Source organism: Paractinoplanes rhizophilus (assembly GCF_042664765.1).
Taxonomy (GTDB): Bacteria; Actinomycetota; Actinomycetes; order Mycobacteriales; family Micromonosporaceae; genus Actinoplanes; species Actinoplanes rhizophilus.
This window is the reverse complement of sequence record NZ_JBHTBJ010000015.1, coordinates 62,592-80,335: the sequence shown is the minus strand read 5'-3', so window position 1 is coordinate 80,335 and position 17,744 is coordinate 62,592. Positions and strand designations below refer to the sequence as shown.

The window sequence follows — 17,744 nt, the reverse complement described above, 5'->3', positions numbered from 1 at the left end:
AACCAGGTGGGCACGTCTCGCTACCGTTGACAGGCATGACGCGCCAACCTCGGACCATCGCCCTCGTCGGGATCGACGGATCGGGCAAGACGACTCAGGCCCACCGGCTCGCCGACGACCTGGCCGGCGGGGGACTGCGCGCCGCCTACCGCCGCAACGCCGGTGGCCGTCGCTGGTTCGGCCGGCTCGCCGCCCGGCTCGGGCGCGGCGACGATGCCGAAGATCTGCTCGGCCGGCCGGCGATGCTCCTCGTCGAATCGGTGCTGCGCTGGCTGGCCATCCTGCGCACCCTGCTGCGCCGCGCGCTGACCGGCGAGATCACGGTGATGGACCGCTACGCCGTCTGCCAGTACGCGAGCCTGCGCGCCCGGGCCGCCCGCCCGGCCGCCGAGCGTCGCGCCCGCCGGGCCTATCGCCTGTTCCCGCGGCCCGACGTGACCTTCCTGCTGGCGGTCGACCCCCAGGTCGCTCACGACCGGATCGAGGCCCGCGCCTACGACCACGAGAGCATCGACTACCTCTCGGCCGCGGCGGCCGCCTACCGTTCGCTCCCCGAGCACGACAGCTTCGTCGTCATCGACGCGAACGGCACCCCCGGCCAGGTCGCCGCCGAGATCCGTGCCCGGCTGCCGCGGCCCGCCCCGGTCACCCCGGCCCGCGCCCGGGCTCGCGCGCTGATGCTGGCCGGCGCTCCGCTGCTGGCCGGCGCGACCGCCCTCGGCTACCAGCTCGCCGAAGTCCTTTAGGCCAAGCCGTAGACCGGGATCTGCGCGCCCGTGGTCGGCGCCGACGCGTCCGAAGCCAGGAACAGGATGGTCGGCGCGATCTCCTCGGGCTTGACCCACTTCGAGAAGTCCGTGCCGGCCATGTCGCGCCGGTTCGCCGGGGTGTCGATGACGCTGGGCAGGATCGTGTTGCAGCGGACGTTCCGCTTCTTGTACTCGACGGCCACCGCGCTCGCGAACGCCAGCACCGCCGCCTTCGCGGTGACATAGCCCGCCGCGCCGGGGAACGGCGCCACCGCGGCGCGCGACGACACGCACACGATCCCGCCGCCGCCGGCCGCCACCAGATGCGGCAGCGCCGCCCGGGTGACCAGATAGGTCGGCCGGAGGTTGCGGGCCAGCATCCCCTCGAACTCCGCGACGGGCGCCTCCGCGACGAGGCCGCTCCCGCCGTACCCGCCGGCCAGATTGACCACGGCGCGCAACGGCGCCTCCGGATCGTCGGCCGCGACGGACATCGCGGCAGTGACATCCGTCTCATCGCTCAGGTCGGCCTCGACCGTGATCGCGCCCTCCGGCAGGCCCCGCCGGCCCGGCCGGACGGGCGCGACGACCCGCCACCCGTCCGCGAGAAAGGCGCTCAGCGTGGCCCTGCCCAGCCCGCCGGCGCCGCCAGTGACGAAGACCGTCCGCGCGTTAGCCATGGGATCATGCTGCCCGCTTCGCCGCCCGCCACGGTGTGGTTTTCGTCACGGTCGCCGGCGGATGACCCGAGGCGCGGAATTCCGTTACCAAGAGGGCCGTCACCTGCACGGGCGTCACCCGTGCGGGCGAGTGAAGTGCGGCGCGTCGTGCCGCATTGTGGCAGGTGGTCCCGTTCGCCACCGCGACTCGGGATCTTTTTGATGAGGTTTTTGTTTCAGGCCGGTCGCGAAGCTGTCGATGCTGCACGTGAACCCAGGAAGCCGGACGGCCGTACTGGGTAGTGACGGACGTCCCCGGGCCTGGGTGATGCCCGTCGCTGCGACGGACGAGGGGCCGATGGTGTCATTGAGACCAACGCGGGTAACCGTTCTGCTGCGTGACCGACAGCGGCTGCGGCACGCGAATGCCGCGATCGAGCCCTCCTCAGCAACATCGCATGCGGCTCTCAGCAATCACCCAGGCATTCGTGACACTTTCGACCCACCAGCCGGAATCAGTGCGAGCAGTCATTTGTTGTGTAGATGCCAGTAACCGCAATGTGCGAACTGCGGACGTTACGGGGAGGAACTGATGAACACAGGGTTTGCCCGTAGCGGGGTAAGTAGTGAAGGCAATGAGGGGACCGTGGGCAACGTGGAGAAGAACACCGTGATGCGGACCGATCAGGTCGCCGAGGAGCGAGACCTGGTCGGCGTCTACCTGCACGAGATCTCCCGGACGCCACTGCTGGACGCAGCACAGGAAGTCGAGCTCTCCAAGCAGATCGAGGCGGGCCTCTACGCGGAGTTCCTGCTCGACGAGGGCGAGGTGCCGCGCGGCGTGAGCCGCGAGGAGCTCGAGCGGCTCGTCCACGAGGGGCAGCGGGCGAAGGATCTGTTCATCCGGGCCAACCTGCGACTGGTCGTGTCGATCGCCCGGCGCTACGTGCGCTCCGGCATGCCGATGCTCGACCTGATCCAGGAGGGCAACACCGGCCTGGTCCGCGCGGTCGAGAAGTTCGACTACGAGCGCGGCTACAAGTTCTCGACGTACGCCACCTGGTGGGTGCGGCAGGCGATCAGCCGGGCCATCGCCCAGCAGGAGCGCACCGTCCGCCTCCCCGTGCACCTGGTGGAGGACGTCAACCGGATGCGCAACGTGACCCGTCAGCTCGTTCGCGAACTGGGCGCCGACCCCGAGCCCGAGCAGATCGCCAAGGCGCTCGGCGTGACGGTCGAGCGGGTCAACGAGCTGACCCGCTGGGCGCAGGACACGGTGTCCCTGGACACCCCGGTCGGCGACGACGGCGACACCAACCTCGGTGACCTGGTGGCCGACAGCGACGCCCCCTCGCCCGAGGAGATCGTGCTGACCGCCCTGGAGCGCCAGCGCATCGAGGGTCTGCTCAACCACCTCGACGACCGTTCGGCCGGCATCATGCGGGCGCGGTACGGCCTCGAGGACGGCCGGGAGCACTCGCTGACCGAGGTGGCCTCGCGCTTCTCGCTCAGCCGGGAGCGCATCCGCCAGCTCGAGATCCAGGCGCTCGGCCGGCTGCGCGAGCTGGCCCGGGCCGAGGGCCTGCAGGCCGCCTGATCCCCCCTCCGTGACGCGAAAGGCCGGTACCCCCTGGGGTACCGGCCTTCCTTGCGTTCGGGGTTACTTGACTCGTCCGTAGCCGTACGGGGTCATGACGTTGATCGACCTCTTCTTGACCGGCTCGCCCTCCCGGGACGCGTCGATGATCATGCCGCCGCCGACGTACAGGCCGACGTGCCCGAGGCTGCGGTAGAACACCAGATCGCCGGCCTCCAGCTGCGACTTGCTGATCCGGGCGGTGGCGCTGTACTGCGCGGCCGCGTTGTGCGGCAGCGACTTCCCGGCCTTCGCCCACGCGGCCATCGTCAGGCCCGAGCAGTCGAACGTGTTGGGACCCGCGTCGCCGTACCCGTAGTAGGCCGGCTTGTTCGCCTGCGTGTACGCGAAGTCGACGGCGATGCCCGCCTTGCCGGAGATGGACGGCGCCGGGCCGGCCGCGCCCGCGACGCCCTTCTCGGTGGCGCTGCCGTACGCCCGCTCCCGCATGGCGCGCAGCTTCTTGATGTTCGCCTCGATCGTCTTCTTGCGGGCGTCCATCGCCTTGAGCTGCGCCGCCTGCTTGGCCTGCGTGGTCTTCAGGGCGGCCTGGCGGTCGGCGAAGTTCTGCGTGGTCTCGGTGAAGGCGTCGATGTCCCGCTGATTGTTGCGGTTGATCATGTCGAGGTAGCTCATCTTCTCGACCAGGCCGCCCTGCTGGTTGCCCAGCAGCGCGCTCATCGGGCCCACCCGGCCCTGCATGTATGCCTGGGAGGCGATGCTGCCGACCTGAGCCTCGGCGACCACGAGCTTGGCCTTGGCGGGCGCGAGCGAGGCCTGGAGCGCCTTCTGGTCGGCCGCCGTCTTGTTCAGGTCGATCTTGAGCTTGTTGTACGACTCGGTGATGTCCTCGAGCTGGTTCGAGGCGGTCTCGATCTGCTTCTTGAGCTCGGTCTCGGACGGCGCCGCGTGTGCCGCGGTCGCCATGGATCCGGTGATCGCGATCGCCATCGCCGAGGCCAAGAGTGCCCGAAGCCTGGTGCGGGGGGTTGGCACCGGTTGCTGACCTTTCTTCCGCTACGGGCCGCCGACCGGGTCAGCTGTCACCGGATCCGGGCGGTTCAGTGGGCGGGAAGAAGGCCCGGCTGCTCCGCGGATCCAGCCCAGAAACGCGGTTTCCCGGCTCGTGCGCGACGGACTCGCTCGCCCCGGGGAGGGCGCGCGCGATCGCCGCGTCGATAGGGCGGCGCTGGCCGGCGCCACCGAGGGATGTGGCTGCGGACCGGACCAACCGCATTAACCTATCGATGCGCGAAACAAAATCAAGGTCTCTGCGGGGGATTTAAGGAAAGGCCAGATATGCGCCGTTGATCCCGATAACGCATTGTCATTCGACGAAGACTGCGGGTTATTCGACGCCTTAAACCGGACTTTTCGCCAGGTCGGCGGGAACCCACGCGTGGCTGACCTTACGCTCCGCCCAGAACGAGAGGAAGGGGATCGTTCCGGCGGCCATCACGAGGAGCATCCGGAGGAACGGCCACCCCGCCCGGCGCGCCAGGTCGAACGTCAGCACCAGGTAGACCATGAACAGGAAGCCGTGCGCGGGGCCGACGATCGCCACCACGGTGTCGTTGTCGGCGAGGTACTTCAGCGGCATGCCGACCAGGACGAGCGTGAGCAGGCAGACGCCGACGATCCACGCGATGATCCGATAGCGGGTGAGCGCTCCCTGCACAGTGCCACGTCCCTTTATTTCTTGGATCTCTGCTTGCTTTGATGGCGAGGGTAATCGGCCGGGCGGGCGCCGGGGTGGGCGGCGAGCCAGGCGAGATAGTCGTTGTAGGCGGCCAGCTCGGGATCGTCCTCGGCGGGCGGCGCGTCGATCGCGACCCGGACCGGCCGGCCGACCGTAACAGGCGAACCTGGGAGCCTCTCGGGCTCATCGTCCGGTTCCTCGTCGGCCGGCCTCGGCGGTTTGCGGGCCAGCTGGACCTCGCGATACCACAGGAAGGCGAAGAAGCCCGCGAAGACCGGCCACTCGAACGTGTAGCCCCAGCTGAGCGTGTTGCCCCCGCTGGCCCGGCTGAACTGCCACCAGCCCAGCCCGAGGCAGCCCGCGATCGCGACGAGCGCCAGGACGTGCCGCGCGATCCACGCCGGCGTCCAGAGCCCCTTCATGCACAAGAGCCTACCGGCGGCACGTCCGCCCGCCGCCGGGTGCGTACCGGCGGGCGCGCTGCCGGCGGTCGGGGTGCGTGCCGGCGGCACGTTTGCCCGCCGTCGGCGCGGGCAAGCGGGTATGGCCTGTGAAGCCAGGCGCCGACCACACGGAGGTGCACGATGACGGACGCCGAGACCGAGATCGGCGTGGACCCGGCCACGCTCGACGACGAGAACCTGTTCCGGGAGCTGTCCAGCCTCTACCGGGCCCGGATGTCCACGCTGCGGCACGGCCCGGACGCGGCCCTCGACAACCACTTCCGGCGTACCGCCGAGCTGGAGACCGAGTACATGACCCGCTATCCGGGCCGCGAGGTCGACCCCTCCCGCCTCACCCAGGACTTCTGAGGAGCCCGCGTGACCGAGTCGCTGCGTGACCGGATGGAACGCGTCGGTCAGGAGTACGCGCCGCACGAGCACCGGCCCCTCGCCGGGTACGCGGTGGCGATGGGCGCGTTCGGCGCGCTCGCTGCCGGGCTGGCCGCCGCGGCGAAGCTCACCGGGCGGCCGGTCCCCGACCGTCCCGCGCTCGCCGATGTGCTGCTGATCTCGATCGCCACCCACAAGCTCAGCCGCCTGATCGCCAAGGACGCGGTGGCGAGCCCGCTGCGGGCGCCGCTGGCCCGCTACGCCGAGCCGGCCGGCGCCGCCGAGCTCAACGAGGAGGTGCGCGACGAGGGCAGCTCGGTCCGGCACGGGCTGGGCGAGCTGATCACCTGCCCGTTCTGCCTGGCGGTCTGGGTCGCCACCGGGCTCACCGGCGGCCTGGTCCTGGCGCCCCGGCTGACCCGGCTGGTGGCCACCGCGCTGACCGCCACGGCCGCCTCCGACTTCCTGCAGATGGCCTACGACCGCGCCAAGCAGGCGGCGGAAGGCTAGGCCAGGCGCAAGGCTAGGCCAGGCGCAGCGCCTCGGCCGCCTCGTCCTGGGCGTACTCCCCCTCGGGGAGCGCGTCGACCCGGGTCAGCAGGGTGGCCGGCAGGCCGGCGGCGATCGCCCGGCGCTGGAGGTCGAGACTGCTCAGGCGTTCCTGGCCCTCGTACGCCTCGTCGAGGAACGCGTCGAGCTGGTCGAATTCGTCGGTCACGGGTCGGGACTACCCCGGCCCGTCCCCGGTAAACGCGGTGGCGTGGGTCACAGTGGCTAACGGAATCAGCGGGCGCGACCGACAGTTGTGAACGGATGTCGGTGTGTCCAGTGTCCCCGGGCCTCACCACTTTGCCTTCACGGAATACCGTTCGGCTGGAGCCGTGTCGTGCCTTTCGCCGCGAGGCGACATGCACACCGACATCTCGTCCGCCGCCTCCGGTTCGCCCGGGGGCGGCGGACGTGTTTCGTCCCCCGCCGGGACCGGGTATTTGATCATCCATGACCGATGACCGGATCGAGCAACGCGCGGCCGAGCTGCTGCCGGAGGAGCGTGCGGCGGGCAGCGCCGACCCGCGGGCGCAGGCGGAGGCGATCCTGGCCGATTCCGACCGGCGCGAGGACGACCCCGAGGCGATCGAGAACCGCCGCTCCGACCAGGCCGCCGCGCCCGGCGACACCACCCGGTAGAGGGCACCGAGCCGGGAGACCACAGAGCCGGGACGCGTGGGCGTCCCGGCTCGGTGGCGACGGTGCTCCGGGCGTACCCGGAAACGGGTTTGACCTTAATGATTGATCTTGTCGGGCAGCGGGCCGGCGCCGACCTCGCCGGGGACGCCGTCGCTGTTCTCGGCGGCCAGGATGTCGGCCTCGCGCTGCTGCTGGGCGGATCGCTGCGACAGCGGCACCTCGGGCAGGAAGAAGACCACGATCAGGCCGACCACCATGACGATGGCGGCCAGGATGAAGACGATCTGGATGCCGTCCGAGAAGCCGACCTTGAACGGGTGCGACACGACGGCCGACAGCTTCTCGAGGAACGACGTGTCGTTCAGCGCGCTGCTGCCCTGCGCCTGCTGGAGCGTCTGCATCTGGCTCGGGTCGGCGGCCACCGACTGCTGGAAGGCCGCGGTGTCCTGCGCCTTCTGGTAGGCCGTCGCGATCTTGCCGCCGACGACGTTGAACAGCACGGACAGGAAGATCGCCGTGCCGAGCGTGCCGCCCATCGAGCGGAAGAAGGTGACCGAGCTGGTCGCCACGCCGATCTCCCGCGGGTTCACCGCGTTCTGCACGGCGGTGATCATCGGCTGCATGTTGCCGCCCAGGCCGAGTCCCATTAGCACCATGATCAGCATGGTCTTCCACAGCGGGGTGTCCGCGCCGATCAGGGAGAACAACACCAGCGCGCTGACCATCAGGACGCTGCCGACGATCGGGAAGATCCGGTAGCGGCCGGTGCGGGCGATGAGCTGGCCGGAGGTGATCGAGCCGGCCATGATGCCGATCACGAACGGGATCATCTGCAGGCCGGCCTCGGTGGCCGTGGAGCCCTTGACGATCTGCAGGTACAGCGGGACGGTCAGCAGGCCGCCGAACATGGCCATGCCGATGATCGTGCTGGAGATGGCGCCGACCGAGACCGTCTTGTTGCGGAACAGGCGCAGCGGCAACAGCGCCTCGTGGCCGTAGGCCCGCTCGGCGAAGATGAAGGCGGCGATGCCGATCGCGCCGACGATGTAGCAGCCGAACGCGCGGGGCGAGTCCCAGCCCCAGTCGCGGCCCTGCTCGGCGACGGTCAGCAGCGGCACCAGGCCGACGATCAGGGCGAGCGCGCCGGGCCAGTCGATGCGGTGGTCGGTGCGGTGGTGCGGCAGGTGCAGCACGCGGGCCACCACCACCATCGCGGCGATGCCGACCGGCACGTTCAGGTAGAAGATCCAGCGCCAGCCGGTGATGCCGGCGATCGAGTCCTGGCCGGCGAAGAAGCCGCCGAGCAGCGGGCCGATGACGCTGGCGGTGCCGAAGACCGCCAGGAAGAAGCCCTGGTAGCGAGCTCGCTCGCGGGGCGGGACGATGTCGCCGATGATCGCCAGCGCCATCGACATCAGGCCGCCGGCGCCGATGCCCTGGATCGCGCGGAACGCGGCCAGCTCGTACATGTTCTGCGACAGCCCGCAGAGCATCGAGCCGATCACGAAGATGCCGATCGCGAACAGGAAGAAGGGCCGCCGGCCGTAGATGTCGGAGAGCTTGCCGTACAGCGGCGTCGAGATCGTCGAGGTGATCAGGAACGCCGTGGTGGCCCACGCCTGGAGGTCGAAGCCGCGCAGGTCGTCGGCGATCGTCCGGGTGGCGGTTGCCATGATCGTCTGGTCCAGGGCGGCCAGGAACATGCCCATCATCAGGCCGGCGAGAACCGTGAGGATCTGGCGGTGGGTGAAGTCCGCGGAGCCTGCGGCGGGCGGCGCGGCGGTCTTGGGGTTACTCACGCGTTCTCCCGTTGGGGTGGCGCGGTCTGATTGCGGATACGTGCTTCGACCGCGGTGTTGAATTCGACAAAGAGCTCGAGGAACGCTTCGACGCGCTCGGCCGGCCAGCCGCTGAGCACCTCGACGAGGAAGACCTCGCGAGCGTCGTGCAGCTTCCGGCAGGCGGACAGCCCGGCGTCGGTGATCGCCAGGCGCGATGCCCGGCCGTCGGTGGGATCGGCCTCGCGGCGGGCCAGGCCCGCCTTGACCAGCTGGGCGACCTGCCGGCTGACCGTCGACGGATCGGCCTGTTTCGCCTCCGCGAGGTCGGTCACGCGCATCGGGCCGAGGAACCGCAGCGGGAAGAGCAGCATCAGCGCGGAGAACTCCGCACCCAGCTCTCCGCTGTTGAGCATGCCCTTGGCTCGCGCGCCGAGCCGGAAGAATCGCATGATCTCGTCGGCCAACCGCGCTTCGGCTCTGTCCGTCATGGCGTTTCTTTCCGCGGCGTTCGATTGATGCGTGCAGCCTACAACTTGTTGCTTGGTGAAAGCATTCTCTTGGCGGACGGACGAAGCGTGACGCTCATCGCATCCGCCAGACCGTCGTGGTGAGTGCCTCGGTCTCCTCGAGCGCGGGCGGGACCGGCACGACGTACACCGCCAGGGGCTCGAACAGCCGCTCCGGGAAATACCCTCGCCCGGGGTCGCCAACCAGGACCAGCCGGTCTTTCCGCCGCTCCGCCCGCAGCCGTTCGATCATCTGCGGGGCGACGGCCGGACTGTAGAAGACATCGCCGGCCAAGATCACGTCCGGGTCGACAACGTCGTCACTCACGGTGACGTGGTTGACGGCGGCGTTGCGGTGCGCGGCGGCGACCGCGTCGGGGTTGATATCGGTGATTCCGACCCGCCGGGCCCCGGCCATCGCGGCGGCGATCGCGGCCACCCCGGAACCGGTCGCGAGGTCGACGACCGTTTTGCCGCGGACCGTCCCCGGGTGGTCGAGGAGGTGGCGGGCCAGCGCCTGGCCGCCGGCCCAGACGAAGGCCCAGAACGGCGGCGGCCGGTCGCTGCGGAACTCGCCGCCGGTCAGGTCGAAGAGGCCGACATCGCCGCCCGCGAGATGCAGCGAGATCTCCGGCGCCAGCGGCACCGGCAGCAACGTGGTCAGCACCCGGCGATTCTGCTCTTCCGCCCGGAGCGGCGCGCGCTATTTAACCGATACCTCGGCCGCCGGCCGCCGGGCCATCATCAGCTTCGCGCGGTACTCGTTGCGCAGCTCAGCGGCCCACGGCTCGTCCTCGTCCTCGAGCAGCGGGCGGGTGGCGAGGAACGCCGCCGCGGTGAGCGGCTTCACGGCGCGCTCCGGCGCGCGGCCGGCGGCGAGAGCGATGAGCTCGTCGAAGCGGGCCACGTCGATGCGGACCCGGTCGGGATCGAGGCGGAGGCGGCCGCGGTGCGCGAGGATGACCGATTCGCGCGGGTTGATGCCAGGTTCGAGGTGCGCCCGAAGAACCGACAAGTCGGCCTCGACGGACTTCTTGCCCGTGCCCAGCACGTCGGCCAGCTCCGAGATGGACGCCTCGCCCCGCAGCGCCAGCAGCGCGAGCAGGTGGCGTGGCCGGTCGCCGCCGAAGTCGGCGCCCGCGAGGCGCTCGCCCCGAGTACGGACCTCGATGCGACCGAAGAGCTGGATGTCGAACATGAACGCAAACTTTGCGTCTGGCAAAGTTGACCGGCAAGGCCCAATGCTAGGGGTCTCATCAACCGAAAGACTGGTGATCGCGACCGCTTGGCCTCATCCTGCTTCCGGGCGTACCGGCGGAACGGATCCGCCCCGTCGCCGCGGCAGGCTGTTGGTAGGGCAAAGATAGGTGCGGATACTCCTTAGACTTCCGAGGTCCGTTCGGTTTGAAAGGTGGCGCATGAAACACGGCGAAGCGATCAGCGTCCTCGTCGTCGACGGCCACCAGACGTTCGCCGAGCTGCTCGGACACGCTCTGGCAGGTCAGCCCGACCTCGAGTACGTGGGGCACGCGCGCACCGGCGCCGAGGCCCTGCAGCTCGCGCAGCAGCTTCAACCCGACGTGATCCTCCTCGATCCCGACTTGTCCGATGCGGACGGTATTGCGATCGCCGAGCTGATCCGGGTGCGCCAGCCCGACACCCGTGTGGTGATCCTCACTGCCAGCGATGAGGGCGCGCTCGTCGGCCGCGCGACCGCGGCCGGCGCCGCCGGCTTTCTCTCCAAGAACGGCGCGCTCGGTGACGTGCTGAACGCGCTGCGCACCGCGCACGGCGGCGGCATGACCGTGTCGACCGACATCCTGGCCCGGCTGCTGCGCAGTCAGTCCCCGGTGGTCGCGCCGCGTAGCAGCGGGCTCACCGTACGGGAAGACGAAGTGCTGCATCTGATGGCGGCCGGATTGGACGCTCGCGCGATCGCCCGGCGGCTCGGCATCAGCTTGCACACGTGCCGCGGCTACGTGAAGGCGGTGCTGGCCAAACTCGGCGCGCACAGCCAGCTCGAGGCGGTGGCGATCGCGACCCGGCGGGGGCTCATCCGGCCCGGCCGGCAGTAACTGCAAGTAGTTGCGGCCAGCACTCATCCGGGAGAACGGCAAATACGTACCACTGTCGGGGACGCCGGGTGGCCGGCATTGCGACAGGGGAGACTCGTGGACCGAGCAGCTGGCGACTCGTCGTCCGATGTGGCTGCGGCCGACTCGCGTGGGGACACACTCTATCGCCGGCCGATCGCTCATCCGCCGGCCGAGACCACCACCGGTGGCTCCTGGTTCACCGACGGCACCGAGATCCCCGCCGCGTCGCCCGGTCCCGCATCCGGCGTTCGGCCGGCATCGGCTCCCGCGCACGCCGCTTTCGTGCCGGCTGCGGGCGCCGCTGCCGCTTTTGCGCCGGCTGCCGCGGCTTTTGCGCCGGCTGCCGCGCCCAGCGCCGGTGCCGCCCCCGCTTTTGCGCCGGCTGCCGCGGCCAACGCCGGTGCCGCCCCCGCCGCCGCTAACTCCCGGGCCTCGTTCGGCTTCTCCGACGATCCGATCTCGCCGGTGCGGCACGGCCCCACCTCGGCGCCGCCCGCGCCGCCGTCCGCCGGCTGGCCGCCGCCGGCCCGGCTCGATCCCGACGACGCCCAGCGTGCGCCATCGGGAGAACACAACGCCTGGCGCAGCGATACGGCCGAACGCCGGACCGCCGCGCCGTCCGGCGAACCGAACGCGTGGCGTACCGATACCGGTGAGCGCCGCGTCGCCCGCCGTGACCCGCCGGCCGCCGCCCCGCCGCCTGCCCCGCGGCAGTCACGCGTGGTCACCGTCGGTCTCGGCCTGCTCACCGCGCTCGTCCTGGTGCTCGGGTCGATCGCCGGCGTCATGTACTTCACCGGCGCCGACCCGGTGCTCCCGCTCGGCAACGGCAGCTCCACCGCCGGGCGCACGGTGACCGCGCCGCTCGACAAGCGCACCAAGGCCAGCTTCGAGCTGCTGGCCGGCGCCAACTCGGTGCGGGTGACCATCGGTGAGCTCGGCGACGACCTCTACCGCATCTCCACACCGGACGACGCCGGCTTCCGGCCCAGCCCGACGATCCGCAACGACGACGTGAAGCTGCAGGTCAGCAAGGACGGTGACGGCACCGGCGGGGAGATCGAGGTGGTGCTGGCCGCCAAGGTGCGCTGGCAGCTGCGCTTCTCCGGGTACGCCGAGAAGCAGGTGATCGACCTCAGCGGCGGCCGGGTCAGCGGGATCGAGATGGTGGCGGCGATGAAGCAGGCCGAGGTCACCCTGGCCAAGCCGTCCGGCACCGTGCCCCTGAAGATCAATGGTGCCGTGGACAAGCTGATCCTCAAGTCCCCGGCGGACAATCCGGTCCGCATCAAGGTGGGTGGCGGCGCCCAGAGCGTGGTGGCCGGGTCGAAGACCCTCAAGGACGTGGCGGCCGGCTCGACCCTCACCCCGAAGGGCTGGGACACAGCCGACCGCTACGACGTCACGGCCGGCGCCCGGATCACGGCGCTGACCATCGAGAACGCCTAGATTTCCCTAGGAGAGCACCCGCAGGCGGACCGTCTGCTCCATGCCGCGCAGCTGATCGAGCACCTCGTCGGAGTATCCGCCGCTGATGTCGGTGATCAGGTAGCCGTACTCGCCGCGGGTGCTCAGCAGCTGACCCTCCACGTTCACGTGGTGCTCCGCCAGGATGCTGTTGACCTGGGCGAGCACCCCCGGCATGTTGATGTGGACGTGCACGATCCGGCTCATCCCGGACTGCTCGGGCAGCGCCACCGACGGCAGGTTGACGCTCAGCGTCGTGTTGCCGTCCTTCACGAAGTGGGTCAGCTTGTTGGCGACGAAGTCGCCGATGTCGGACTGCGCCTCCTCGGTCGAGCCGCCGATGTGCGGGGTGAGGATCACGTTCGGCAGGCCACGCAGCTCCGAGACGAACTCGTCGCCCCGGCCCTTCGGCTCCTTCGGGAAGACGTCCACCGCGGCGCCGGACAGGTGACCGCTGGTCAGCGCGTCCCGCAGCGCCTCGTGGTCGACGACGATGCCGCGCGACAGGTTGAGGAAGAGCGCGCCCGGCTTCATCCGCTTGAGCTGCTCGGCGCCGAAGAAGCCGGCGTTGCCGGGCCGGCCGTCGACGTGCAGCGTGACCACGTCGGACGTCTCGAGCAGCTCCTCCAGCGAGGCGCAGCGGTGCGCGTTGCTCAGCGCCAGCTTGTCGGCGGTGTCGTAGAAGGACACGTGCATGCCCAGGTTTTCGGCGAGCACCGAGAGCTGGGTGCCGATGTTGCCGTACCCGACGATGCCAAGACGGCGGCCGCGGATCTCGTGGGCGCCCTCGGCCGACTTGTCCCAGACGCCCTGGTGCATCAGCGCGTTCTTCTCGGTGAGCCGGCGCGTCATCGAGATGATCTCGGCGATCGCGAGCTCGACCACCGAGCGGGTGTTGGAGAACGGCGCGTTGAAGACGGCGACGCCGGCCGCGGTCGCGGCGGTCAGGTCGATCTGGTCGGTGCCGATGCAGAACGCCCCGATCGCGACGAGGCTGTCCGCCGACTCGATCACCTTGGCGGTCACCTTGGTCTTGGACCGGATGCCGAGCAGGTGGACGCCCTGGATGCGCTCGATGAGCTCGGCCTCGTCCAGAGCGTTGCGGACGGACTCGACGTGGTACCCCTCGGCCTCGAGCCGGGACACCGCATCGCGGTGAATGCTCTCCAACAGAAGGACTCGTACCTTGGCCTGGTCGATCATCATGTTCCGTTCCGTGAGACATTTGTGGCCGGTCGGGCCGCCACGTCGAAGCCCAGATTCCCCCAGCCTAGTGCGCGGCCGGGCCCGGTCCGGCCGGGTGTGCCGGACCTCCCATCTGGTGCGATGGCCGTAACTACCCGCGGTGGCATACGGCCGGGGGCCGCGCTCGGCTCACAGCCGCTCGCGCAGCCACGGGCGGATCGCGTCGGCGCCGGCCTTCTGAAAGGCGCGCACGGTGGGGATGCCGGGCGGCGGAGGCTGGCGGCAGATGTGCTCGAACATCCCCGCGATGGCCGCGATGACGTCGGTCACCGTGCCCTCGTCGATGCCCTCGAAGACCCGGGACGGGTCGCCGCCCTTGGCCAGCACGTCGAGCCCGAGCAGCAGCCGGTCGAACCACTCCGGCCCGACGCAGCCCCACGGCCAGTCGACGACCATCATCCGGCCGTCGCGCCGGATCAGCAGGTTGTCGGCGCGGATGTCGCAGTGCACCAGCGTCTCGCCGGTGGCGGCGGCGGCGAGCCCCCGCGCGGCCGCGGCACGCAGCTCGCCGAGGTGCCCGGCGGCCCAGGGGTCGAGGTCGGCCGGCGGATCGGCGGCGATCCTGTCCCACCCGGCGAAGTCGCCGGCGAGGTTGTCGGCCGCGGACGGCACGCCGGGCACCGGCGAGGGCGTGACCGCCGCGGCCAGCTCGCGCAGAGTGGTGACGGCCGCGTCGATCTCGCTCTCCACCCACGGGGTACGCGGGTGGGTGCCGTCGATGTCCTCGAGGATCAGCACCACCCATTGCCCGTCGTCGAAGCCGCCCAGCATGCGGGGGACCGGGGCGTCGCCGGGCATTGCCGAGGTGATGCGCATCTCCTGCCGGGCGAGCTCGGCCGAGCGCTCGTTGACCGCCGGGGTGACGGCCTTGACGAAGGCGCGGCGCCCGGAGTCGGTGACGACCCGGTCGGCGCTGCCGGGGGAGAAGCCACCCGGCTGGGAATGCGCGGCCACCACCCGGCCGCCGATGATCTGCTCGGACCGGGAGCGCACGGCCTCGGGCAGGTCGCGCCAGCCGATCCGGACCCTCGTCGCCTGCGTCATGCGCCCGATCGTGGCAGAGGCGCGGGAGGTCGGCGACCCGAATTCTCGTGGCACCGCGCCCCCATGGGGTACTACAACTGCGGCAGGATCTTTACCTCCGGGGGATGACGCGAAGAATCCGCGTTTTCGCCGGGCTCATGGCCGGGTCGGTGAGGCAAGCTCGAAGAGGGGTGTCCATGGGGTCACTGGCGTGGGCTGTCGCACTGTCGATCCTGTCGGCGGCGAGCTATGCGGGCGCGGCCGTGGCTCAGGAGCGGCTGGCCGAGCATGGCCATCGCGGTCTGGCTCGCTGGGCGGTGGCGCTGCTGCTCACCGCGGGGGGCGTCGGCCTGCACATTCTCGCGCTCAACTTCGGCACGGTCGCGGTGGTGCAGGCGCTGGGCACGCTGACGCTGCTGTTCGCCCTGCCGGTCTCGGTGCTGCGCTATCGCGTACGCATCAGCGTCCCCGCCTGGATCGACGCCGCTCTCACCGTGATCGGCCTGTCCTTGATCATGTCGCTCTCGGTCGAGTCCCCGGCGCCGGCCCTGCTCACCGAGACCTCCGGCCGGTATGTCGCGTTTCTGACACTCGCCGTGGTCGGCGCCCTCACCACCGTCGCCACGATCGCCCATTCGGCCCGCTGGCGAGCGGTGCTGCTGGCCACCGCCGCCGGCGTCGCCTTCGGCATCTCGTCGGTGCTGTCGAAGGCGGTGCTGGCGTCCTTCACCCAGCACGGCGTCCGAGCCGTCTCGATGCTCCTCGCCGGGATGGTCGTGCTGCTGGGCGTCGGCGGCTACCTGCTGGTCCAGCTCTCCTACCGGGGCGCCGGGCTGGCCACCCCGCTGGCCACGGTGAGCGTCGCCAACCCGGTCGTGGCCGCCGTCGCCGGCGTCATCCTCTTCGACGAGAGCTTCCGTTTCGGCACGGCCGGGCTCGTGGTGGTCGCGCTCGCCGGGACCGTCATGACCCTGGGCGTGATCGGTCTCGCCCGCCGCACCACATCGCCCCGGGCCGCCGACGAGTCGCGGCCGGGCAGCTCGGCCGCGTCCGTGGTGCAGTAGTTCCTAGACCGCCCGGGGCATGGTCACCGTGACGATCAGGCCGCCCTCGTCGCGGGCCCCCGCGACCACGTCGCCGCCGTGTGCCCGCGCGATCGCCCGGACGATCGAAAGCCCCAGCCCCGCCCCGGGCGAGTGCACCCGCTCGGCGTTGTACCGGCGGAACGGCTCGAACAGCCCCGGCACCTCGTAGCGCGGGATCACCGGCCCCGAGTTGCTCACCTCGAGCACGACCCAGCCGTCCGGCCGGGCCAGGCTGCGCACCCGTACCCACCCGTTGACCGGCAGATTGTGGCGTTCGCCGTTCTCCACCAGGTTTTGCACCAGGCGCTCCAGCAGCACCGGGTTGCCCGCGACCGGCGCCTCCGCCGGCTCGGCCATCACCTTGACCGTGTCCGAGACCGCCACGTGGTCGACGATGTCGGCCAGGTCGACGAAGGAGCGCTCGCTCACCGGCCGGTCCGACTGCGCCAGCAGCAGCAACCCGTCGATCAGGCGGCCGTGCCGGTCGTTGATGGCCAGCAGGGTGGTGCCCAGCTGGCGTACCTCTTCGGACGGCGCCTCCGCGGCCAGCGCGACCTCCAGCAGCGTGCGGTTGAGGGTCAGCGGGGTGCGCAGCTCGTGGGAGGCGCTCGCGATGAAGCGGCGCTGGCCGTCGAAGGAGTGGTCGAGCCGGGCCAGCATGACGTCGAAGGTGTCGGCCAGCTCCTTGATCTCGTCCGACGGGCCGGTCAGGGCGATGCGCTCGTGCAGGCCGCGGTCGGCGTCCGGCGGCGCTTCGGCGATGCGGCGCGCCGTCGCGGTGATCTGGTGCAGCGGCTGCAGCATCCGGCCGGCGATCAGCCAGCCGAGGGCGATCGCGGCCGCGCTGACCACGGCCAGCGCGATCAGCCCCTGAGTGAGCATGGTGTGCAGCGCGGAGCTCTGGGTGCCGTCGATGACCTTCTGGACGAAGGTGGCGTTCTGCGGGCCGTCGAAGACCGCGCCTTCGGGCGGGGTGGCGCGGGAGGCCTCGCCGGCGACCATCGGCAGCCGCTGCTGCATCAGGATGTAGGTGGCGCCGAGCAGCACCATGCCGGCCAGCACGAACAGGCCGCCGTACACGAGGGTGAGCCGGGTGCGGACGGTGAGCCTCATGAGATCCGGTACCCCACTCCCGGCTCGGTGAGCACCACGGGCGGATCGCCCAGCTTGCGGCGCAATTTCAAAATCGTCATGCGTACGGCGTGGGTGAACGGATCCGCGTTCTCGTCCCAGGCCTTCTCCAGCAGCGTCTCGGCCGATACTGCCGTCCCGTCGGCGCGCAGCAGCTCGGCCAGCACGGCGAACTCCTTGCGGGACAGCGGCACGTAGCGCCCGTCGCGATACACCTCGCGGCGGTGGGGGTCGAGGCTGATCCCGGCGCGGCGCAGGATCGGCGGGGCGGCCGGGCGGGCGCGCCGGCCGAGCGCGGTGACCCGGGCGGACAGCTCCCGGAAGGCGAACGGCTTGGGCAGGTAGTCGTCGGCGCCGAGGGCCAGGCCGTTGACCCGGTCGTCAATGCCGGCCGCCGCGGTCAGCATCAGGATGCGGGTCGCGCCGCCCTTCGCGCTCAGGAAGCCGCAGACGTCGTCGCCGTGCACCACCGGCAGGTCGCGGTCGAGCACCACCACGTCGTAGTCGTTGACGTCGATGCGTTCGAGGGCGGCGGCGCCGTCGTACGCGATGTCGACCGCATGCGCCTCGTGGCGCAACCCCTGCGCCACCGCGTCCGCGAGCAGCGGCTCGTCCTCGACCACCAGGATCCGCATGCCTTCCATGG

22 protein-coding genes are annotated in these 17,744 nt (G+C 70.7%); 8 read left to right on the top strand and 14 right to left on the bottom strand.

Annotated features, from left to right (window positions below; translation table 11 throughout):
* Positions 1-35 precede the first annotated feature (35 nt).
* On the top strand, positions 36-746 hold the full coding sequence (locus ACFQS1_RS21275; RefSeq protein ID WP_378970977.1) for a dTMP kinase: 711 nt from the start codon (positions 36-38) through the stop codon (positions 744-746).
* Here ACFQS1_RS21275 and ACFQS1_RS21270 read toward each other — a convergent pair.
* Positions 743-1,429 carry an SDR family NAD(P)-dependent oxidoreductase gene (locus ACFQS1_RS21270; RefSeq protein WP_378970975.1) on the bottom strand — a complete coding sequence of 229 codons (687 nt, stop codon included), beginning with the start codon at positions 1,427-1,429 and terminating at the stop codon, positions 743-745. The genes ACFQS1_RS21275 and ACFQS1_RS21270 overlap by 4 nt on opposite strands.
* Positions 1,430-2,000: 571 nt before the next feature.
* Here ACFQS1_RS21270 and ACFQS1_RS21265 point away from each other — a divergent pair.
* Positions 2,001-3,005, top strand: coding sequence for a sigma-70 family RNA polymerase sigma factor (locus ACFQS1_RS21265; RefSeq protein ID WP_378970973.1), 1,005 nt, complete (start codon positions 2,001-2,003; stop codon positions 3,003-3,005).
* Between the two features lie 63 nt (positions 3,006-3,068).
* On the opposite strand, the gene ACFQS1_RS21260 is transcribed toward ACFQS1_RS21265, so the two are convergent.
* The 3 genes from ACFQS1_RS21260 to ACFQS1_RS21250 all read right to left on the bottom strand — a co-directional run bounded on the left by ACFQS1_RS21260 (position 3,069) and on the right by ACFQS1_RS21250 (position 5,165).
* Complete coding sequence (locus ACFQS1_RS21260) at positions 3,069-3,995, bottom strand: C40 family peptidase (RefSeq protein ID WP_378970969.1); 927 nt, start codon at positions 3,993-3,995, stop codon at positions 3,069-3,071.
* A 409-nt stretch (positions 3,996-4,404) separates the two neighbouring features.
* Positions 4,405-4,722, bottom strand: coding sequence for a DUF3817 domain-containing protein (locus ACFQS1_RS21255; protein WP_378970967.1), 318 nt, complete (start codon positions 4,720-4,722; stop codon positions 4,405-4,407).
* Between the two features lie 14 nt (positions 4,723-4,736).
* Positions 4,737-5,165 carry a hypothetical protein gene (locus ACFQS1_RS21250; protein WP_378970964.1) on the bottom strand — a complete coding sequence of 143 codons (429 nt, stop codon included), beginning with the start codon at positions 5,163-5,165 and terminating at the stop codon, positions 4,737-4,739.
* Between the two features lie 162 nt (positions 5,166-5,327).
* Between ACFQS1_RS21250 and ACFQS1_RS21245 the strand changes: the two genes are divergently transcribed.
* Both ACFQS1_RS21245 and ACFQS1_RS21240 read left to right on the top strand, forming a co-directional pair.
* Complete coding sequence (locus tag ACFQS1_RS21245; RefSeq protein ID WP_378970962.1) at positions 5,328-5,555, top strand: DUF6158 family protein; 228 nt, start codon at positions 5,328-5,330, stop codon at positions 5,553-5,555.
* 33 nt (positions 5,556-5,588) lie between these two features.
* Positions 5,589-6,086 carry a DUF1360 domain-containing protein gene (locus ACFQS1_RS21240; protein ID WP_378971158.1) on the top strand — a complete coding sequence of 166 codons (498 nt, stop codon included), beginning with the start codon at positions 5,589-5,591 and terminating at the stop codon, positions 6,084-6,086.
* A 13-nt stretch (positions 6,087-6,099) separates the two neighbouring features.
* Here the strand turns inward: ACFQS1_RS21240 and ACFQS1_RS21235 are convergent, their stop codons facing one another.
* Positions 6,100-6,294, bottom strand: a complete 195-nt coding sequence (locus ACFQS1_RS21235; protein WP_378970959.1) for a hypothetical protein — start codon at positions 6,292-6,294, stop codon at positions 6,100-6,102.
* Between the two features lie 281 nt (positions 6,295-6,575).
* On the opposite strand from ACFQS1_RS21235, the gene ACFQS1_RS21230 reads away from it, so the two are divergent.
* Positions 6,576-6,764, top strand: a complete 189-nt coding sequence (locus ACFQS1_RS21230; RefSeq protein ID WP_378970957.1) for a hypothetical protein — start codon at positions 6,576-6,578, stop codon at positions 6,762-6,764.
* A 95-nt stretch (positions 6,765-6,859) separates the two neighbouring features.
* Here ACFQS1_RS21230 and ACFQS1_RS21225 read toward each other — a convergent pair whose 3' ends face one another.
* The 4 genes from ACFQS1_RS21225 to ACFQS1_RS21210 form a co-directional block, all read right to left on the bottom strand.
* A complete protein-coding gene (locus tag ACFQS1_RS21225; RefSeq protein ID WP_378970955.1) occupies positions 6,860-8,563 on the bottom strand; it encodes an MDR family MFS transporter in 1,704 nt (567 codons plus the stop codon).
* Positions 8,560-9,033 (bottom strand): MarR family winged helix-turn-helix transcriptional regulator, encoded by a 474-nt coding sequence (locus tag ACFQS1_RS21220; RefSeq protein ID WP_378970953.1) that lies wholly within the window; start codon positions 9,031-9,033, stop codon positions 8,560-8,562. The genes ACFQS1_RS21225 and ACFQS1_RS21220 overlap by 4 nt, the downstream gene beginning before the upstream one ends.
* A gap of 94 nt (positions 9,034-9,127) precedes the next feature.
* Positions 9,128-9,718 (bottom strand): class I SAM-dependent methyltransferase, encoded by a 591-nt coding sequence (locus tag ACFQS1_RS21215; protein WP_378970951.1) that lies wholly within the window; start codon positions 9,716-9,718, stop codon positions 9,128-9,130.
* A gap of 36 nt (positions 9,719-9,754) precedes the next feature.
* Positions 9,755-10,249, bottom strand: coding sequence for a hypothetical protein (locus tag ACFQS1_RS21210; protein ID WP_378970948.1), 495 nt, complete (start codon positions 10,247-10,249; stop codon positions 9,755-9,757).
* Positions 10,250-10,469: 220 nt separating this feature from the next.
* Here ACFQS1_RS21210 and ACFQS1_RS21205 point away from each other — a divergent pair, with 220 nt between their 5' ends.
* Entirely contained in the window at positions 10,470-11,126 is a 657-nt protein-coding gene (locus ACFQS1_RS21205) for a response regulator (RefSeq protein ID WP_378970946.1), read from the top strand.
* 179 nt (positions 11,127-11,305) lie between these two features.
* Here the strand turns inward: ACFQS1_RS21205 and ACFQS1_RS21200 are convergent, their stop codons facing one another.
* On the bottom strand, positions 11,306-11,875 hold the full coding sequence (locus tag ACFQS1_RS21200) for a hypothetical protein (RefSeq protein ID WP_378970943.1): 570 nt from the start codon (positions 11,873-11,875) through the stop codon (positions 11,306-11,308).
* Here ACFQS1_RS21200 and ACFQS1_RS21195 point away from each other — a divergent pair.
* Positions 11,868-12,596, top strand: coding sequence for a hypothetical protein (locus tag ACFQS1_RS21195; protein ID WP_378970940.1), 729 nt, complete (start codon positions 11,868-11,870; stop codon positions 12,594-12,596). The genes ACFQS1_RS21200 and ACFQS1_RS21195 overlap by 8 nt on opposite strands.
* Before the next feature lie 6 nt (positions 12,597-12,602).
* Here the strand turns inward: ACFQS1_RS21195 and serA are convergent, their stop codons facing one another.
* Complete coding sequence (gene serA, locus ACFQS1_RS21190; protein ID WP_378970938.1) at positions 12,603-13,820, bottom strand: phosphoglycerate dehydrogenase; 1,218 nt, start codon at positions 13,818-13,820, stop codon at positions 12,603-12,605.
* A gap of 168 nt (positions 13,821-13,988) precedes the next feature.
* Positions 13,989-14,903 carry an aminoglycoside phosphotransferase family protein gene (locus tag ACFQS1_RS21185; RefSeq protein WP_378970935.1) on the bottom strand — a complete coding sequence of 305 codons (915 nt, stop codon included), beginning with the start codon at positions 14,901-14,903 and terminating at the stop codon, positions 13,989-13,991.
* Between the two features lie 176 nt (positions 14,904-15,079).
* On the opposite strand from ACFQS1_RS21185, the gene ACFQS1_RS21180 reads away from it, so the two are divergent.
* A complete protein-coding gene (locus ACFQS1_RS21180) occupies positions 15,080-15,946 on the top strand; it encodes a DMT family transporter (protein ID WP_378970933.1) in 867 nt (288 codons plus the stop codon).
* Positions 15,947-15,949: 3 nt separating this feature from the next.
* Here ACFQS1_RS21180 and ACFQS1_RS21175 read toward each other — a convergent pair whose 3' ends face one another.
* Positions 15,950-17,080, bottom strand: coding sequence for a sensor histidine kinase (locus ACFQS1_RS21175; protein WP_378970931.1), 1,131 nt, complete (start codon positions 17,078-17,080; stop codon positions 15,950-15,952).
* Positions 17,077-17,733, bottom strand: coding sequence for a response regulator transcription factor (locus tag ACFQS1_RS21170; protein WP_378970929.1), 657 nt, complete (start codon positions 17,731-17,733; stop codon positions 17,077-17,079). The genes ACFQS1_RS21175 and ACFQS1_RS21170 overlap by 4 nt, the downstream gene beginning before the upstream one ends.
* Positions 17,734-17,744 lie beyond the last annotated feature (11 nt).

Bases quoted from the DNA above. Each gene is read 5' to 3' on its own strand.
- ACFQS1_RS21210 (WP_378970948.1), bottom strand. From the start codon at position 10,249: ATGTTCGACATCCAGCTCTTCGGTCGCATCGAGGTCCGTACTCGGGGC.
- ACFQS1_RS21185 (WP_378970935.1), bottom strand. From the start codon at position 14,903: ATGACGCAGGCGACGAGGGTCCGGATCGGCTGGCGCGACCTGCCCGAG.
- ACFQS1_RS21180 (WP_378970933.1), top strand. From the start codon at position 15,080: ATGGGGTCACTGGCGTGGGCTGTCGCACTGTCGATCCTGTCGGCGGCG.
- ACFQS1_RS21265 (WP_378970973.1), top strand. From the start codon at position 2,001: ATGAACACAGGGTTTGCCCGTAGCGGGGTAAGTAGTGAAGGCAATGAG.
- ACFQS1_RS21240 (WP_378971158.1), top strand. From the start codon at position 5,589: ATGGAACGCGTCGGTCAGGAGTACGCGCCGCACGAGCACCGGCCCCTC.
- ACFQS1_RS21230 (WP_378970957.1), top strand. From the start codon at position 6,576: ATGACCGATGACCGGATCGAGCAACGCGCGGCCGAGCTGCTGCCGGAG.
- ACFQS1_RS21275 (WP_378970977.1), top strand. From the start codon at position 36: ATGACGCGCCAACCTCGGACCATCGCCCTCGTCGGGATCGACGGATCG.
- ACFQS1_RS21260 (WP_378970969.1), bottom strand. From the start codon at position 3,995: ATGGCGATCGCGATCACCGGATCCATGGCGACCGCGGCACACGCGGCG.
- serA (WP_378970938.1), bottom strand. From the start codon at position 13,820: ATGATGATCGACCAGGCCAAGGTACGAGTCCTTCTGTTGGAGAGCATT.
- ACFQS1_RS21170 (WP_378970929.1), bottom strand. From the start codon at position 17,733: ATGCGGATCCTGGTGGTCGAGGACGAGCCGCTGCTCGCGGACGCGGTG.
- ACFQS1_RS21245 (WP_378970962.1), top strand. From the start codon at position 5,328: ATGACGGACGCCGAGACCGAGATCGGCGTGGACCCGGCCACGCTCGAC.
- ACFQS1_RS21220 (WP_378970953.1), bottom strand. From the start codon at position 9,033: ATGACGGACAGAGCCGAAGCGCGGTTGGCCGACGAGATCATGCGATTC.
- ACFQS1_RS21205 (WP_378970946.1), top strand. From the start codon at position 10,470: ATGAAACACGGCGAAGCGATCAGCGTCCTCGTCGTCGACGGCCACCAG.
- ACFQS1_RS21175 (WP_378970931.1), bottom strand. From the start codon at position 17,080: ATGAGGCTCACCGTCCGCACCCGGCTCACCCTCGTGTACGGCGGCCTG.
- ACFQS1_RS21250 (WP_378970964.1), bottom strand. From the start codon at position 5,165: ATGAAGGGGCTCTGGACGCCGGCGTGGATCGCGCGGCACGTCCTGGCG.
- ACFQS1_RS21270 (WP_378970975.1), bottom strand. From the start codon at position 1,429: ATGGCTAACGCGCGGACGGTCTTCGTCACTGGCGGCGCCGGCGGGCTG.